General features: G+C 63.9%; 13 protein-coding genes. 6 read left to right on the plus strand and 7 right to left on the minus strand.

Going from position 1 to position 15003, the window contains the following annotated elements:
• From SO180_RS13875 to SO180_RS13885, 3 genes are read right to left on the minus strand one after another with little or no spacing between them, the layout of a single operon-like run.
• The gene (locus SO180_RS13875) at window positions 1-957 is read right to left on the minus strand and encodes a respiratory chain complex I subunit 1 family protein (RefSeq protein ID WP_449379384.1); all 957 of its coding nucleotides are present in this window, start codon (window positions 955-957) and stop codon (window positions 1-3) included.
• Window positions 954-2954 (minus strand): hydrogenase 4 subunit B, encoded by a 2001-nt coding sequence (gene hyfB / locus SO180_RS13880; protein WP_449379385.1) that lies wholly within the window; start codon window positions 2952-2954, stop codon window positions 954-956. Before hyfB ends, SO180_RS13875 begins: the two co-directional genes overlap by 4 nt.
• A gap of 34 nt (window positions 2955-2988) precedes the next feature.
• Window positions 2989-3261: a helix-turn-helix domain-containing protein gene (locus SO180_RS13885; RefSeq protein WP_449379386.1), complete on the minus strand. Its 273-nt coding sequence runs from the start codon at window positions 3259-3261 to the stop codon at window positions 2989-2991.
• Window positions 3262-3511: 250 nt separating this feature from the next.
• Here SO180_RS13885 and SO180_RS13890 point away from each other — a divergent pair, with 250 nt between their 5' ends.
• The gene (locus tag SO180_RS13890) at window positions 3512-5617 is read left to right on the plus strand and encodes an EAL domain-containing protein (protein ID WP_449379387.1); all 2106 of its coding nucleotides are present in this window, start codon (window positions 3512-3514) and stop codon (window positions 5615-5617) included.
• Window positions 5618-5782: 165 nt separating this feature from the next.
• Here the strand turns inward: SO180_RS13890 and SO180_RS13895 are convergent, their stop codons facing one another.
• A complete protein-coding gene (locus SO180_RS13895; protein ID WP_449379388.1) occupies window positions 5783-6313 on the minus strand; it encodes a MarR family winged helix-turn-helix transcriptional regulator in 531 nt (176 codons plus the stop codon).
• 177 nt (window positions 6314-6490) lie between these two features.
• Here SO180_RS13895 and SO180_RS13900 point away from each other — a divergent pair, with 177 nt between their 5' ends.
• Genes SO180_RS13900 through SO180_RS13910 form a run of 3 tightly spaced genes read left to right on the plus strand, consistent with a single transcriptional unit; the run spans window position 6491 to window position 10034 of the window.
• Complete coding sequence (locus tag SO180_RS13900) at window positions 6491-7531, plus strand: branched-chain amino acid ABC transporter permease (RefSeq protein ID WP_449379389.1); 1041 nt, start codon at window positions 6491-6493, stop codon at window positions 7529-7531.
• A gap of 5 nt (window positions 7532-7536) precedes the next feature.
• Complete coding sequence (locus SO180_RS13905) at window positions 7537-9306, plus strand: branched-chain amino acid ABC transporter ATP-binding protein/permease (protein WP_449379390.1); 1770 nt, start codon at window positions 7537-7539, stop codon at window positions 9304-9306.
• On the plus strand, window positions 9303-10034 hold the full coding sequence (locus SO180_RS13910; RefSeq protein ID WP_449379391.1) for an ABC transporter ATP-binding protein: 732 nt from the start codon (window positions 9303-9305) through the stop codon (window positions 10032-10034). The genes SO180_RS13905 and SO180_RS13910 overlap by 4 nt, the downstream gene beginning before the upstream one ends.
• A 180-nt stretch (window positions 10035-10214) precedes the next feature.
• Here SO180_RS13910 and SO180_RS13915 read toward each other — a convergent pair whose 3' ends face one another.
• On the minus strand, window positions 10215-10841 hold the full coding sequence (locus SO180_RS13915) for a pyridoxamine 5'-phosphate oxidase family protein (RefSeq protein ID WP_449379392.1): 627 nt from the start codon (window positions 10839-10841) through the stop codon (window positions 10215-10217).
• Between the two features lie 118 nt (window positions 10842-10959).
• On the opposite strand from SO180_RS13915, the gene SO180_RS13920 reads away from it, so the two are divergent.
• Complete coding sequence (locus SO180_RS13920; RefSeq protein WP_449379393.1) at window positions 10960-11844, plus strand: LysR family transcriptional regulator; 885 nt, start codon at window positions 10960-10962, stop codon at window positions 11842-11844.
• Window positions 11845-11891: 47 nt separating this feature from the next.
• On the opposite strand, the gene SO180_RS13925 is transcribed toward SO180_RS13920, so the two are convergent.
• Together SO180_RS13925 and pobA are read right to left on the minus strand one after the other, a co-directional pair.
• Window positions 11892-12311 carry a PaaI family thioesterase gene (locus tag SO180_RS13925; RefSeq protein ID WP_449379394.1) on the minus strand — a complete coding sequence of 140 codons (420 nt, stop codon included), beginning with the start codon at window positions 12309-12311 and terminating at the stop codon, window positions 11892-11894.
• 213 nt (window positions 12312-12524) lie between these two features.
• A complete protein-coding gene (gene pobA / locus SO180_RS13930; RefSeq protein ID WP_449379395.1) occupies window positions 12525-13694 on the minus strand; it encodes a 4-hydroxybenzoate 3-monooxygenase in 1170 nt (389 codons plus the stop codon).
• 261 nt (window positions 13695-13955) lie between these two features.
• Here pobA and SO180_RS13935 point away from each other — a divergent pair, with 261 nt between their 5' ends.
• The gene (locus SO180_RS13935) at window positions 13956-14972 is read left to right on the plus strand and encodes a TRAP transporter substrate-binding protein (RefSeq protein ID WP_449379396.1); all 1017 of its coding nucleotides are present in this window, start codon (window positions 13956-13958) and stop codon (window positions 14970-14972) included.
• Window positions 14973-15003: the final 31 nt, after the last annotated feature.

Here is a 15003-nt window from a genome sequence, read left to right on the forward strand (position 1 = left end):
TTACAGGCTCCCCGACACGAAGCGCAGCAGGGTCGCGAGCAGCGCCAGCATCAGCGCCGCGCCCAGGAATTCAGGGATACGGAAAACGCGCATCTTGGCGATCGACGTCTCGAACAGCGCAAGCAGGAAGCCGCATAGTCCAAGCTTGCCGAAATAGAGCAGCGCGCCGACGCCGAGCGCTCCGATGCCGGCGTCCGCGGTCGCGGCGCCCCAAGGCAGAAACACGCAGGCGATCAGGGAGACGTAGAGCAGAAGCTTGAGCTGCGACGACAGGTCGACCAGCGCGAGATGCCGTCCGGAATATTCCAGCACCATCGCCTCGTGCACCATGGTGAGTTCGAGATGGGTGGCGGGATTGTCGACGGGGATGCGGGCATTTTCGGCGAGCGCCACGATGGTGAGCGCGACCAGTGCCATCCCCAGCGAGACGCGCAGGCCCACCAGGCTCGATCCCATATATTCGGCGACCGTGGAGAGCTGGGTCGAGCCGGCGATCATCGCGACTGCGAACACCGTCATCAGGATGGCGGGCTCGGCCAGGGTTGCGATCATCACCTCGCGGCTGGAGCCGATTCCGCCGAAGGCGGTGCCGACATCCATGCCGGCAAGGGCCTGGAAGAAACGGGCGCTGCCGAGCAGCGCAATGATGGCGATGAGGTCGGCGCTCCAGGAGAACAACAGGCCGTTCCCGAAGGTTGGCACCAGCGAGGCCGCTACCCAGGTGCCGGCGAACATCAGATAGGGAATGACGCGGAACAGCCAGGAGGCGTTGTCCGCGAGCACGACATCCTTGCGCATCAGGCGCACGAGGTCGCGATAGGGCTGAAGCAGCGGAGGCCCGCGCCGGCGGAGCAGCCGCGCCTTCACCTTGCGCACGAAGCCGGTCAGCAGCGGAGCGAGCAGGAGCACCAGCAGCATCTGCACTCCTTGCGAGATGATGTCGCGCAGCGCGGTCATAGGGCCACCACCAGGAGCAGCACGATCAGCGCCACGAAGACCAGGGTCAGATAGCGGCGGATGGTGAGGAACTGGAGGACGTTGATGTGCTCGGTGGCGAAGCCAATGCCCTTTGCGATCGGCGCGTAGAGCGCCTCCCAGATCAGGTCATGCAGCTCGACGGTGAGCCGCGCTGGCGCGGGCGAGGACGGCGGTGGCATCTCGCCGATCTCGCGCGCGGCGAAGATGACACTGCCGAACACGCGGCGGATCGGCTGCGAGAAGCTCGAGGCCGAATACTGGATCGCGGGGTTGGGGTCGGGATAGCCGCAATCCCAGGCAGGGGCGCGGCGCAGCCGGTCGGAGGCGAGACGATGAATGGCTGTCGCCGCCGCGGTGCCGCTGAGCGCGGCAAACAGGAACACCAGAAGTCCATTATAGGAGCTGCGGCTTTCCGCGATCGGCACGATCGTGAGCCATTCCAGCCCGGTCTGATGCGGCATGACATTGCCGACCATGGCCTTGCTCACCGGCGCCAGCGCATCGATGAACAGGCCCGGCAGAATGCCCGCAATGAGGCAGAGCGCCGCGAGCGCGAACATCGCGGCCAGCGAGAAGCGATCGGTCTCATGCGCAACCGCTGCGACGTCCGAGCGGGGACGGCCGAGGAAGCCGATACCATAGAGCTTGACGAAGCAGGCGGCGGCGAAGGCGGCGGCCAGCGCCAGCAGGCCGCCGACCGCGGGGATGGCGAGCTTAAGGCCCCAGGACGGTAGTTGCGGCGACAGCAGTATCGCCTGAAACGTCAGCCATTCTGAGACGAAACCGTTGAACGGCGGCAGCGCCGAGATCGCGACGCAGCCGACCAGCACCGCGAATGCCGTCTTCGGCATGCGATGGATCAGCCCGCCGAGCTTCTCCATGTCGCGCGCGCCGGTCGCTTCCAGCACCGCGCCGGCACCGAAGAACAGAAGACTCTTGAACAGCGCGTGGTTGAAGACGTGCAGCATCGCCGCGGTGAAGGCGAGTGCCGCCACCCAGTCGACCCCCTGCGCCTTGAAGGCAAGCGCAAGACCGAGGCCGGTGAAGATGATGCCGATGTTCTCGATGGTCGAATAGGCCAGCACGCGCTTGATGTCGCGCTGCATCAGCGCATAGAGCACACCCAGCGTCGCGGTAGGGCCGCCGACCAGCAGCACCACCATGCTCCACCACCATTCCGGCTCCGGCAGCAGGTCGAAGACGATGCGGACAAAACCGTAGACGGCGACCTTGGTCATCACGCCGCTCATGAGGGCCGAGACGTGGCTGGGTGCGGCGGGATGGGCGAGTGGCAGCCAGGCGTGCAGCGGTACGAGGCCCGCCTTGGAGCCGGCGCCGAGCAGGACGAGGATCACCACCGTGCCGGCGAGCGCGGCCGGGGGATGCGAGGCGCGGATTGCATCGAAATCGTAACCTGCACCACTGGCGAGCAGGCCGAAGGCGAGCAGCAGCGCCAGCGTGCCGAAGCTCGCCATCAGGAGATAGACATAGCCGGCGCGGACGTTGTCCGTGTCACGATGATGCGCCACCACCAGCGCCCAGGAGGTCAGCGACATGAACTCCCACGCCACCAGGAAGCTGAAGGCATCGTTGGCGAGCACGACCGTGTTCATGCCGGCGAGATAGGCCGGATAGAACGGCAGCACGCGGCCGGGAGATTCTTCATGCGCGCCATAGCCGAGCGCGAACAGGCTCGCGGCTGCGCCACCAAGATTGATCACGACCAGGAGGAAAGCCGACAGTGCATCCAGACGGAAGTGAGCCCCCAGCCAGGGCAGGCCTATCGGCAGCGTCGTGCCCAACGCCGGATGGGCGGGATCGAGCAAGTACACGAGCGCGACGATGCAGAGCGTCGCAGTGACGACGAGGCAGCCGCCATAGAGCACGATCGAACCGCGCGGACGCGTCGACAGCGCGATCCCGACCGGCGCCAGCGCCAGTAGCAGTGCCACCGACCATAGCGCCACCGAGATCATCAGAGCTCCCGGGTTGCGAGTTGTGCGCGTGTCGTCATTTGTTGTCCTCACCCGCGCTCTGATGGGATTTCAGCCGCACGCCGCGGCCGCTTCCGGTTGAGGGCGCGCCCTCGCCGATCAACTCGATGCCCGCGACCGCGAGCGCCTCGACCAGTTTCATCAGGGAATCGACGTTGCCGCGAATGACGCCCTCGGAGGCCTCCATGCGCTGGATCGTCGGCAGCGACAGCGAGCAGCGCTGCGCCAGCTCGCGTTGGTCGATCCCGAGCAGGGCTCGAGCGGCCCGGAGCTGCGCGGCGGTAATCATTGGAAGCGGCTCCATTGCAGGTGCCATGATTGATAAGGCAAGCGTACAGCATCTAAAATGATGTATCAAGCATCAATATTGCTGCATTGAAAATCAGGATGTGAATCGCCGTCAGCTGCAATCTCGTCGCGACCCCTTAACGTGAAATTCGCTGCAACTTCAGGAAGCTGCCTGCGCGGACGGCAGATCGTGGAGACCATTCACCGGCCTCTGCTCTAATGCTTTCCGCACTTGAAGGGGGCGAAGACACATGGAGGATCGCGACAGTCAGGTCGCCGACGCCGGCGGGCTCAGCTCGCTCGCCTTGGACGGACTGCTCGAGCAGGCCGTCAACAATCTTTGGCTCGGCATCATCCTGTTCAACCGGAGCCGCGAGGTCATCTACTGCAACCAGCGCTACATGGACATGTACGGCCTTGGGCCGGACGAGGTGCGGCCGGGCACGCCGGTCAGCAACCTGATCCAGCATCGACTCAAGCTCGGATTGAAGGTCCGTGGAAAGGCCGATGACTATGTTCGCGCCCGCACGGAGCGCACGATCGTCAGGGAACGAGCGGTGCAGGAATTCGCGGACGGGCGGATCATCGCCTATACCGTCCACCCTCTACCGGACGGCGGCGGCATGGCGACCCACGAGGACATCACCGAGCGCGAGGAGCTCAGCGCGCGACTGCAACAGCGCAACATGCAGTTCGACATCGCGATCAACAACATGTCGCACGGTCTGTGCTTCTTCGATGCCGATCACCGGCTGATCGTGTGCAACAAGGACTTCATCGACATGTACGGACTGCCGCCCGAGCGTGTCCGTCCCGGCACGCCCCTGTCAGACATCGTCGACATGCGCTTTGAGGCCGGCAGCGTGCCCGCGATGTCGCGCACCGAGTACATGAAATGGCGCACCGGCGTCGTCGTTTCAGCCGAGCCCGTCGACAGCATCGTCGAGATGCGAAACGGGCGCACCTTCAAGATCCGCCATCGCCCGATGCCGGACCTCGGCTGGGTGGCGACCCACGAAGACATCACCGAGCAACGGAAGACCGAGCTGAAGATCGCGCATATGGCGCATCACGACGCGCTGACTGATCTCGCCAATCGCGCCCTGCTCAACCAGCGGCTCGAGCAGGCGTTCGCATCGCAACAGATCTTTGCCCTGCATCACATCGACCTCGACAAGTTCAAGTCGGTGAACGACACGCTGGGCCATCATGCCGGCGATGCCCTGCTCAAGGGCGTGAGCGAGCGTCTACGGCGCCTCGTTCGCCCGGGCGACACGATAGCCCGGATGGGCGGCGACGAATTCGTCGTCCTGCAGACCCCGATCAGCGAGGCAAGCGAAGCAGGCACGCTGGCGCAGCGCATTATCGGCCAGATGAGCGCGCCGTTCGAGATCGACGCACAGCAGACGATCGCTGGGGCAAGCATCGGCATCGCCATTGCGCCGGCCGATGGAGCAACACCCGAGCAATTGCTGCGTAACGCCGACCTTGCTCTATACCGGGCCAAGAGCGACGGCCGGGGAATGTACCGCTTTTTCGAGCCGGCGATGGACGAGCAGGTGCAGAGCCGCCGCGCATTGGAGGTCGATCTGCGCAAGGCGCTCGCTAGTGGCGAATTCGAGCTTCACTATCAGCCGCTGGTAAGGAGTCACAGCGGTGCGATCAGCGGCTTCGAGGCGCTGATCCGCTGGCAGCATCCGCAGCGCGGACTGATCCCTCCGGGCAGCTTCATCCCGCTTGCCGAGGAGATCGGCCTGATCGTGCCGATCGGCGAGTGGGTGATCCGGCAGGCCTGCATGACGGCCAGCCGATGGCCAAAGCACCTCCACGTCGCCGTCAACATATCGGCCGTACAATTCCGCTACGCCGGCCTTGCCGAGGTGATCGTCGGCGCGCTTGCGGCCGCGGGGTTGGAAGCCAGTCGACTCGAAATCGAGATTACCGAGAGCGTCCTCTTGCAGGACAAGGAGGGGACGCTCGCCACGCTGCACCGGCTGCGCGAGCTCGGAACCCGGATCGCGATGGACGATTTCGGCACCGGCTATTCGTCGCTGACTTATCTGCAATGTTTCCCGTTCGACAAGATCAAGATCGACCGCTCGTTCGTGCGCGACATCGCCACCGATGCCGGATCACTCAACATCGTGCGGGCGATTGCTGCGCTCGCAAGCGGGTTGGGAATGACGGCGACGGCGGAAGGCGTCGAAACGCGCGAGCAGCTCGACCGGATCGCTGCCGAAGGATGCACTGAGATGCAGGGCTATTTGTTCAGTCGCCCCCTGCCCGCAGCGGAAATCGAGCGCCGCTTCCTGTCCCCGGAAGCGCCCACCTTGCCCGACCGGTTCGCTGCGGCGTAATCGCCTCCAGCCGCATCGTCTCTCTCTCCGCACGCACTGCTGCGTTCCCTCCCCCCTTGCGGGGAGGAAGCGCTGGGGGCCAAGTGGGGAGAACGAAGCCTCAGTAAGTTCAGGGAGAAGTCATCGCGGCGTGAGATCACTCGCGCGTCGGAATGACGTGAAGCCTCAAAACTCGTTGGCGATCTTGGACAGCATCGCGATCAGGGACTCGCGGTTGGCCCCGCCCAACAACTCGTTCAGCCGCGCCTCGTGCTTGGTGGCGACGAGCTTTTTGGCGCGGGACAGCACGGCCTTGCCCTTGTCGGTCAAGACCAGGATGTGCGAGCGGCGGTCGTTGGTGGAGCGGATCCGCGCGCAAAGATCGCGGCTCTCGAGATTATCCAACATGGCCACGAAATTCGGGCGCAGAATGCCGAGCGTGGAGGCGATCTCGGTTTGATTGCGGCCCGGATTCTTCTCGACCAAAAGTAGCACGGAGAACTGCGCCGGCGTGAGCTGGAGCGAGGCCATGCAGCGCAGGAAGTTCTCGAATACCTTGAGCTGGGCGCGTTTGAGCACGTAGCCGAGCTGTTCGGAGAGTTCGCCAAGCTGAAGGGCCCCGCCGGCATCATCAAGCGCGTCCTTGCGCGCCCTGGCCGCCTCCGCTCCCTTAGCGGTTGCTTCCGCCGATTTTTCCGCCGCCTTGGAAACGGTCATCGCCTGTTGCTCGCAATCCCGTTAGATTTGGATCCGGTGTTCCCCGGCCCTTGAAGTTATAATCGATAATTGTTATTGACCATACCAAATATCGTCAGCGATTTTCAATGGCTGTGAGGGACGATTCACCGCGAAAGCGGGATCGGCCCGGATCTTAATAAGGGGGAGCGTCCGGTCTTGAATACCACCATCCTGCTGTTCCTTATCCAGGACGGCATCACCAACGGCGCGATCTACGCGCTGCTCGGACTAGCGCTGGTGCTGGTATTCGCGGTCACCCGCGTGATCCTGATCCCGCAAGGCGAATTCGTCACCTATGGCGCGCTGACCTATGCCTCGCTCGCCTCTGGGCAGATGCCTGGCACGGCCAAGCTTGCGCTCGCGATGGGCCTCGTCGCCTTCGTGTTCGACCTGTTCGCGGCGCGCAAAGCACTGCACGGGCGGCTGATCCTCCGCACCTTTCTCACCAACATCGCGCTGCCGGGAATCGTGCTGGCGGCAACCCTCTACTTCGCCGGCCAGAAGCCTCCGGTCGCGATCTCGATGGCGCTGTCGCTCGTGATCGTCGCGCTGATCGGCGTGTCGCTCTATCGCATCGTGTTCCAGCCGCTGGCGCACACCTCCGTGCTCGTGCTGCTGATCGCCTCCGTCGGCGTCCATCTCGCGCTGCAGGGCCTGGGTCTTCTGTTCTTCGGCGCCGAGGGCCAGCGCGGCCCGGCGGTGCTGTCGACGGCCTTTACGCTCGGCACGCTGCGCTTCACCGGCCAGAGCATCACGGTCTACGGCATCACCATCGCCTTCATCGTCGGCCTCTGGCTGTTCTTCGGCTTCACGCGCTACGGCAAGGCGCTGCGCGCGACCGCCGTCAACCGTTTGGGTGCGCGGCTGGCCGGCATCCGCACCTCGCTGTCGGGGCAGATCGCCTTCCTTCTGGCATCCGTGATCGGCGCGCTATCGGGCATACTGATCGTCCCAATTACAACTCTCTACTACGACAGCGGCTTCCTGATCGGCCTGAAAGGCTTCGTCGCCGCGATCATCGGCGGCCTCGTCAGCTATCCCCTGACGGCAATCGCGGCGCTCTTTGTCGGCATCGTCGAGGCGTTCTCGTCCTTCTACGCCAGCAACTACAAGGAGGTCATCGTCTTCATGCTCCTGATTCCGGTGCTGCTGCTGCGCTCGCTCGCAGCCCCCGCGGTCGAGGAAGAGAAGGACTGAGCACGATGAACGACCGGCTTCCCATTCTCGTCTTCGCCCTTGTCATGGCGGCGATCCCATTCATTCCCGGCATGCCGCCGTTCTGGATCGTGCTGCTGGACAATATCGGCCTCGCCGCGCTGGTCGCGATGGGCCTCGTCCTGCTCACTGGCGTCGGCGGTCTCACCTCGTTCGGACAGGCGGCCTTCGTCGGCTTCGGCGCCTATACCACGGCAGTGCTGTCGACGGCGTATGGCCTGTCGCCCTGGCTGACCTTGCCGCTCTCGCTGCTGGTCAGCGGCCTGCTCGCGGTGCTGCTCGGGCTGATCACGGTCCGCCTGTCGGGCCACTATTTGCCGCTCGGCACGCTCGCCTGGGGGCTCGGGCTGTTCTATCTCTTCAGCAAGCTCGAATTTCTGGGACGCAACGACGGCATCTCCGCGATTCCCCCGCTGTCGATCGGCACGTTCAAAATGCTCTCACCCGGCTCGATCTACTACGCGATCTGGGTTGCGGTGATCGTCTCGGCGCTGCTCACGATGAACCTGCTGGACTCCCGCACCGGCCGCGCCATCCGTGCGCTCAGGCGCGGGCATGTCGCTGCCGAAGCCTTTGGCGTGCAGACGCCGCGCGCAAAGCTGCTGGTGTTCATCCATGCCGCGGTGCTCGCAGGTCTCTCCGGCTGGCTCTATGCGCATCTCCAGCGCGCGGTGAATCCGACGCCGTTCGGCGCGCAGGCCGGCATCGAGTATCTCTTCATCGCGGTCGTCGGCGGCGCCGGCTATGTCTGGGGCGGCGTGCTTGGCGCGGCGATCGTCGTCGTCCTGAAGGAAGTGCTGCAGAGCTATCTGCCGCTCATCCTGCCGGGCTCTGGCCAGGTCGAGACCATCGTGTTCGGCATCATGCTGGTGGCGCTCTTGCAGCTCGCGCCCGGCGGCGTCTGGCCGTGGCTGATGTCGTTCATGCCGCAGAGGGCTGGCGGTAGGAAGCCGGATACCTCGCTGACCCTGCCGGCGCGCGTCCGCGCGCCCGGCGAGGCAAGCGTGCTGCTGCAGGTGGAAAAGGCGCGAAAGCAGTTCGGCGGCGTGATCGCCGTGAACAATGTCTCCTTCGATGTCCAGGCCCGCGAGATCGTTGCGCTGATCGGTCCGAACGGCGCAGGAAAGAGTACGACGTTCAACTTGATCACCGGCGTGCTGTCGGCAACATCAGGCTCGATCTCGGTGCTCGGCAAGAAGGTCGACAAGGCGCCGCCGCAGGAGATCGTCAAGCTCGGAATTTCCCGAACCTTCCAGCACGTGAAGCTGGTGCCCGATATGACCGTGCTGGAGAACGTCGCGATCGGCGCGCATCTGCGCGGCCATTCCGGCCCGATTGCCTCGATGCTGCGGCTCGACCGTACTGACGAGGCGCGGCTGCTGGCGGAAGCCGCGCGCCAGATCGAGCGCGTCGGCTTGGGCGAGCAGATGCATCAGCTCGCAGGCTCACTCTCGCTCGGACAGCAGCGCATCGTCGAGATCGCACGCGCTCTGTGCGTCGATCCGATGCTGCTGCTGCTCGACGAGCCGGCGGCTGGCCTGCGCCACATGGAGAAGCAGCAGCTCGCAAGGCTGCTGCGCGACCTGCGCGACGGCGGCATGAGCGTCCTCCTGGTCGAGCACGACATGGGCTTTGTGATGAATCTCGCCGACCGCATCGTGGTGCTCGATTTCGGCACCAAGATCGCCGAAGGCACGCCCGCCACGATCAAGACCAATCCCGAAGTGATCAAGGCCTATCTCGGAGTGGCGGCATGAACGCGCTGTTGTCAGTCGCCGACGCGCATGTCGCCTATGGCAAGGTCGAGGCCGTGCGCTCGGTTTCGCTCGAGGTCGGTCAAAACGAGATTGTCACCATCGTCGGCGCCAACGGCGCCGGCAAGACCACGCTGCTCTCCGCTGTCATGGGTATCCTGCCGCTGAAGGGCCGGGTTACCTTTGCCGGGCAGGACCTCGCACGGCTCGACATCGAGGACCGCGTCGCGAAGGGTTTGGGGCTCGTACCGGAGCACCGCGAATTGTTCGTGACCATGAATGTCGAGGACAATCTGGAGTTAGGGGCCTTCCGTATCGAGAAGAGCAGGGCGAAAAGCTCGATCGAGCGCGTCTACGCGCTGTTCCCGCGACTGAAGGAGCGGCGCAAGCAACTCGCTGGCACGCTGTCCGGCGGCGAGCAGCAGATGCTCGCAATGGGCCGCGCGTTGATGGGAGAGCCAAAACTGCTGATGCTGGACGAGCCGAGCCTGGGCTTGGCGCCAATCATCGTTGCCGACATCTTCCGCATCGTCACCGAGCTGCGTGCCAGCGGCGTCTCGGTGCTGCTGGTCGAGCAGAACGCACAGGCCGCGCTGAAGATCGCGGACAAGGCTTACGTGATGGAGCTCGGCGAGTTCGTGCTTTCCGGCAAGGCCAGCGACGTCGCCGCCAATGAGCGCGTCGCGGCGAGCTATCTCGGCTTCCAGCACGAAGGCGCGAGCGCGCTGTAGTCTTGCGATGACGCCCACGAGCGCATCATCCGCACCGCTGTCATCGTCCGCCTTGTGCGCAATTGCGCACTGGAGCGGACGATCCGGTATCTCAGTGGCGGCTGTACTTGAACCGAAACGGCGTACTGGATCTCCCGCCTTCGCGGGGCATGACAGCGAAGAATGCGACGAGATTCGCTCTTAAAGGCCTGCCGCCTTCTCTCCCTTCAACGCCGCCACCTCCGCTTCGAGCTCCGCAATCCTTGCATCACGCGCGGCGAGTGCTGCGGCGACATCCGCCGCGTCGAATTTCTGCGGGATGTGCTGCGGGCAGTTGGTGTCCCAGGCGGCGATCTTGAACACGATGACCTGCTCGGGGCGCGCTTTGTAGCCTCTTGGCATCAGCGACTGCGTCAGCGCGGGATCGTCCTCCACCACGCGCGCTTCGCCCCATATCTTCACCCTGCGGCGATGGGCGTAGTCCATCACGAAAATATAGGCTTTTGGATTTTCGGAGAGATTTCCTTGCGTGAGATACTGTCGATTGCCAGCGTAGTCGGCGAAGGCAAGCGTCTGCTTGTCCAGCACCTTCAAAAAACCCGTCGGGCCGCCACGGTGCTGAATATAGGGCTGGCCGTCGGCCGAGGCCGTGGCGAGATAGAAACTGTTGGCATCGCCCAGGAACGCCGCGAGGTTTTCGTCGACCTCGGTGCGCCAACCGCGCTGCTCGGCGTGGGAATACGCCTCGCGCGACCCTTTTCGCGTCTGAATCAATTTGACTGCTGGGGTGAAGGCGACGTCGCTGGCGTAGGTGCGGGCGGACGGCATCGGAGCATCTCCAGGAAACTGACGCGTTAGCGTTCTCACACCGAAAAGTGGCCCCCTTTCGGTCCAAAACAATCGACCTGCTTGACACTTCATCATTGCGATATATGCAATAATAGCGATGGACCGGCTCGAGGCCATGCACGTCTTCGTCACCGTCGCCGAGATGCGCGGCTTTGCGCCGGCGGCGCGCAAGCTGCGGCTGTCGCCGTCGGCGGTGACCCGCCTGATCGCTTCGCTGGAGGAGCATCTCGGCGCGCGGCTGTTGCAGCGGACCACGCGCTCCGTGACGCTCACCGACGTCGGCACGCGCTATCTGGAGCGCGCGCGACGGATCCTCGCCGATGTCGAGGAGGCGGATGGCTCGGCGCGCGCAGAGCGAAACCGGCCGAGCGGGCGGCTCGTGGTCTCCGCGCCGGTGGGGTTCGGCCGGCTGCATGTCGGGCCCGTGATGTCGGCGTACCTGAAGCGCTATCCGGATGTCACCGGCGAATTGCGGCTCTCCGACCATATGATCAACCTCATCGAGGACGCGGTCGACCTCGCGGTACGCATTGGCCACCTCGCCGATTCCTCGCTGGTCGCGCGGCAGGTCGGCGAGATGCGACGGATCGTGGTTGCCTCGCCCGACTACCTCAAGCGCCATGGCGAACCGAAGTCGCCGGAGGCACTGCTTCAGCACCGAACCATCCAGTTCGGCCCCGCCACCAACTGGCTCTTCTCGCGCGATGGCCGCGATATGGAGGTCACGCCGAGCCCGCGCTTCATCAGCAACAGCGCCGATGCGGTGCTGCAATATGCCGAACAAGGTGGTGGGGTGACGCGGGTGCTGGCGTATCAGGCCGCCGATGGCCTGAAGCGCGGGCGCTTGAAAATCGTGCTCGCGAAATTCGAGCAGGCGGCCTTGCCGATCCACATCGTCTACCCGACCTCGCGGCTGCTCTCCGCCAAGGTGCGCGCCTTCATCGATCTCGTGGTGGAGACGACGAACTGGCGGTTTGGATAACTCTCGTATCCCGGATACAGCGCACCGTGTCCGGGACACGAGATCGCTCACTCCTTCTTCGGCACCACGCGGAACGTGCCGTTGGCCCGCGCGATGACGATGTCGTCGGCCTTGACCAGACATTGCGCGAAGCAGATCGTGCTGCCGGTCTTGATCACCTCACTCTCGACCGCACACCACTGCCCGATCTCGGCTGCGCCGACATAGTCAACGGCGAGCGAGATCGTAACGAACGAAGTCGTCCAACGCGTTGCCTGCGCACAGCTATAGCCCATCGCGGCATCGGCCAGCGCTGCAATCAGGCCGCCGTGAATGAGCCCGCGCGCATTGGTGTGCGGCTTTGCCAGCCGCAATCCGACGACCACGGCCTTCTCGGCGCGCTTGGAATAGAGCGGCTCCCAGGGATCGGTGAGCGGGCTTTTGCGGAAATGCGGCTCAAAGCCGTCGGGAATCCCGGTGGTCGTCATGTGCGTCTCGCATCGTTAGCTGCCACCATTGAACGCGATGGACGTGACGGATGCACCACCTACAAAGTTTTAAACGACATTTGCGCGGACGTTTGAATTGACTGCTGGGCCGTAGGGTAAGCAAAGGCGCATCGCGCCGTGCCCACCATCTCTCCGCGATTTGCGACAGAAGTGGTGGGCACGCTTCGCTTTGCCCACCCTACAAGCTACAGATCAGAACGGCAGCCCCACGTAATTCTCCGACAACGACGTCATCGCAGCCTGCGACTGCGTAACGTAGTCGAGCTCGGCGAGCTGGATGCGAGCGCCGATGGTGCCGGTGTCGGGGAACTTGTGCAGCATGGAGGTCATCCACCAGGAGAAGCGCACTGCCTTCCAGACCCGCGCCAGCGCTGTCGTGGAATAGGCATCAATGCCCGCGCTCGATTTCTCGTCGTAATATTCACGCAAAGCGGTCGCGAGGTAATGCGCGTCGCTCGCGGCGAGGTTGAGCCCCTTGGCGCCGGTCGGCGGCACGATGTGGGCGGCATCGCCGCACAGGAACATCCGGCCAAAGCGCATCGGCTCGGCCACGAAGCTGCGCAAGGGCGCGATGCTCTTCTCGATCGAGGGACCCGTCACGAGGCTGTCGGCCGCCTCCTGGTCGATCCGACGCTTCAACTCGTCCCAGAAGCGATCATCTGGCCACTGGTCGACGTGATCGTCGAGCGAGCACTGAACATAATGCCGGCTGCGTTTGGTCGAACGCATGGTGCAGAGCGCAAAACCGCGGGCGTGGTTGGAATAGATCAACTCGTGACTGACCGGTGGCGTATCGGAGAGGATGCCGAGCCAGCCGAACGGATAGACCCGCTCGAACTCCTCGATCGCCGAGGGCTTGATGCTGGCGCGGCTGACACCATGGAAGCCGTCGCAGCCGGCGATGAAGTCGCAGAGAATCTCGTGCGTAATGCCATCCTTCACGTAGGTTACGCGCGGGTGACTGCCGTCGAAATCATGCGGCCGCACGTCTTTGGCCTCGTAGACCGAGGTCAGCCCCGCCGCCTTCCGCACGTTCATCAGGTCGAGCGTCACCTCGGTCTGGCCGTAGATCATGACCGTCTTGCCGGTCGCAGCCTTCATGTCGATGCGGTGACGGCGGCCGGAAAATGCAAGCTCGATGCCCTCATGCAAGAGGCCCTCAGCATGCGCGCGCCCTCCCGCGCCGACCTCATCGAGTAGCGCCACGGTTCCCTCTTCGAGAAGGCCGGCGCGGATGCGCCCGAGCACGTAGTCCGGGCTCTGCCGTTCGAGAATGACATTGTCGATGCCGTAACTGTGCAGCAATTGGCCAAGCAGCAGTCCCGCCGGCCCGGCACCGATGATTGCGACTTTTGTCCGCAATACTTGCTCCTCCCGATCCTGTAGGGTGCGGCGCGAGCTTGCTTGTCGCGATCGCCCGCGCGCGATAATTATATCATATAACGTTTGAGCAAAAGGGAGTGCCTTTCGCCGCAGCGCGACATATCCAGGCAACAGCTTTCCGCGAGACGAAAGCAGTCGCGCTGCCACTTCCGGCTTGAACCAGCGATCCAATTATATAACATGTTAACTAACGAGACCGGGCCAAAGAAGCCTGCGGTCAAGAACAGGGAGAGACGAGCAATGAGGAAAGCCTGTCTGGCGTTGCTGCTGGCAGCAAGCATGACGCCTGCCTTCGCGCAGGACAAGAATTTCGACCTGAAGATCTCGCATTGGGTACCAGCCTCGCATCCGCTCCAGAAATCGCTGGAGGACTGGGCGGCCGCTGTGGAGAAAGACTCCGGCGGCACCATCAAGAGCAAGGTGTTTCCGGCGCAACAGCTCGGCAAGGCGTTCGACCATTACGACATGGCGCGCGATGGCATCGCCGACGTCACCTACGTCAACCCCGGCTACCAGCCCGGCCGCTTCCCGATCATTGGCGCCGGCGAACTGCCGTTCCTGATCTCGGACGCCAAGGGCGGCTCGATGGGGCTCGATGCCTGGTACCGCAAATATGCAGAAAAGGAGATGAAGGACGTCAAATACTGCCTCGCCTTCGTCCACTCGCCCTCCTCGTTCCACTCTCGCACCAAGAAGATCGTGGTGCCGGAGGACGTGAAGGGCCTGAAGATCCGCCCGGCCCACGCCACCATGGCGAATTTCGTCACCTCGCTCGGCGGCACCAACGTGCAGTCGTCCGCGCCCGAAGTGCGCGACATCATCGAGCGCGGCGTCGCCGATGGCGTCACCTTCCCCTGGGGCTCGCTGCTGCTGTTCGGCATCGACAAGGTGACGAAGTACGACATGGAGGCGCCGCTTTATGTCACGACCTTCGTCTTCGTGATGAACAAGGACAAGTACAATGCGATGTCCGACAAGCAGAAGGCGGCGATCGACAAGAACTGCACGACCGAGATGGCCGGCGTGGTCGGCGAGCACTGGGGCAAGTTCGAGGATGCCGGCATCGACAAGATCAAGGCGGAAGAAGGTCATGAGGTCTACAAGCTGAACCCGGAGCAGACCGCGTCCTGGAAGAAGGCCGCCGAGCCGCTGGTCAAGACCTGGGGCGAGGGCGTGAAGAAGACCGGCGCCGACCCGGACGCAGCGCTCGCCGAGTTGAAGGCCTCGCTGAAGAAGTACAACGCCCTGGCGGAGTGACGCCAAGACGCGGCCGCGAGCTCGCTGCACC

It is taken from the genome of Bradyrhizobium sp. UFLA05-112 (assembly GCF_053572325.1).

Bases quoted from the DNA above. Each gene is read 5' to 3' on its own strand.
- hyfB (WP_449379385.1), bottom strand. From the start codon at position 2,954: ATGATCTCGGTGGCGCTATGGTCGGTGGCACTGCTACTGGCGCTGGCG.
- SO180_RS13925 (WP_449379394.1), bottom strand. From the start codon at position 12,311: ATGACGACCACCGGGATTCCCGACGGCTTTGAGCCGCATTTCCGCAAA.
- SO180_RS13935 (WP_449379396.1), top strand. From the start codon at position 13,956: ATGAGGAAAGCCTGTCTGGCGTTGCTGCTGGCAGCAAGCATGACGCCT.
- SO180_RS13885 (WP_449379386.1), bottom strand. From the start codon at position 3,261: ATGATTACCGCCGCGCAGCTCCGGGCCGCTCGAGCCCTGCTCGGGATC.
- SO180_RS13920 (WP_449379393.1), top strand. From the start codon at position 10,960: ATGGACCGGCTCGAGGCCATGCACGTCTTCGTCACCGTCGCCGAGATG.
- SO180_RS13910 (WP_449379391.1), top strand. From the start codon at position 9,303: ATGAACGCGCTGTTGTCAGTCGCCGACGCGCATGTCGCCTATGGCAAG.
- SO180_RS13905 (WP_449379390.1), top strand. From the start codon at position 7,537: ATGAACGACCGGCTTCCCATTCTCGTCTTCGCCCTTGTCATGGCGGCG.
- SO180_RS13915 (WP_449379392.1), bottom strand. From the start codon at position 10,841: ATGCCGTCCGCCCGCACCTACGCCAGCGACGTCGCCTTCACCCCAGCA.
- SO180_RS13890 (WP_449379387.1), top strand. From the start codon at position 3,512: ATGGAGGATCGCGACAGTCAGGTCGCCGACGCCGGCGGGCTCAGCTCG.
- SO180_RS13875 (WP_449379384.1), bottom strand. From the start codon at position 957: ATGACCGCGCTGCGCGACATCATCTCGCAAGGAGTGCAGATGCTGCTG.
- SO180_RS13895 (WP_449379388.1), bottom strand. From the start codon at position 6,313: ATGACCGTTTCCAAGGCGGCGGAAAAATCGGCGGAAGCAACCGCTAAG.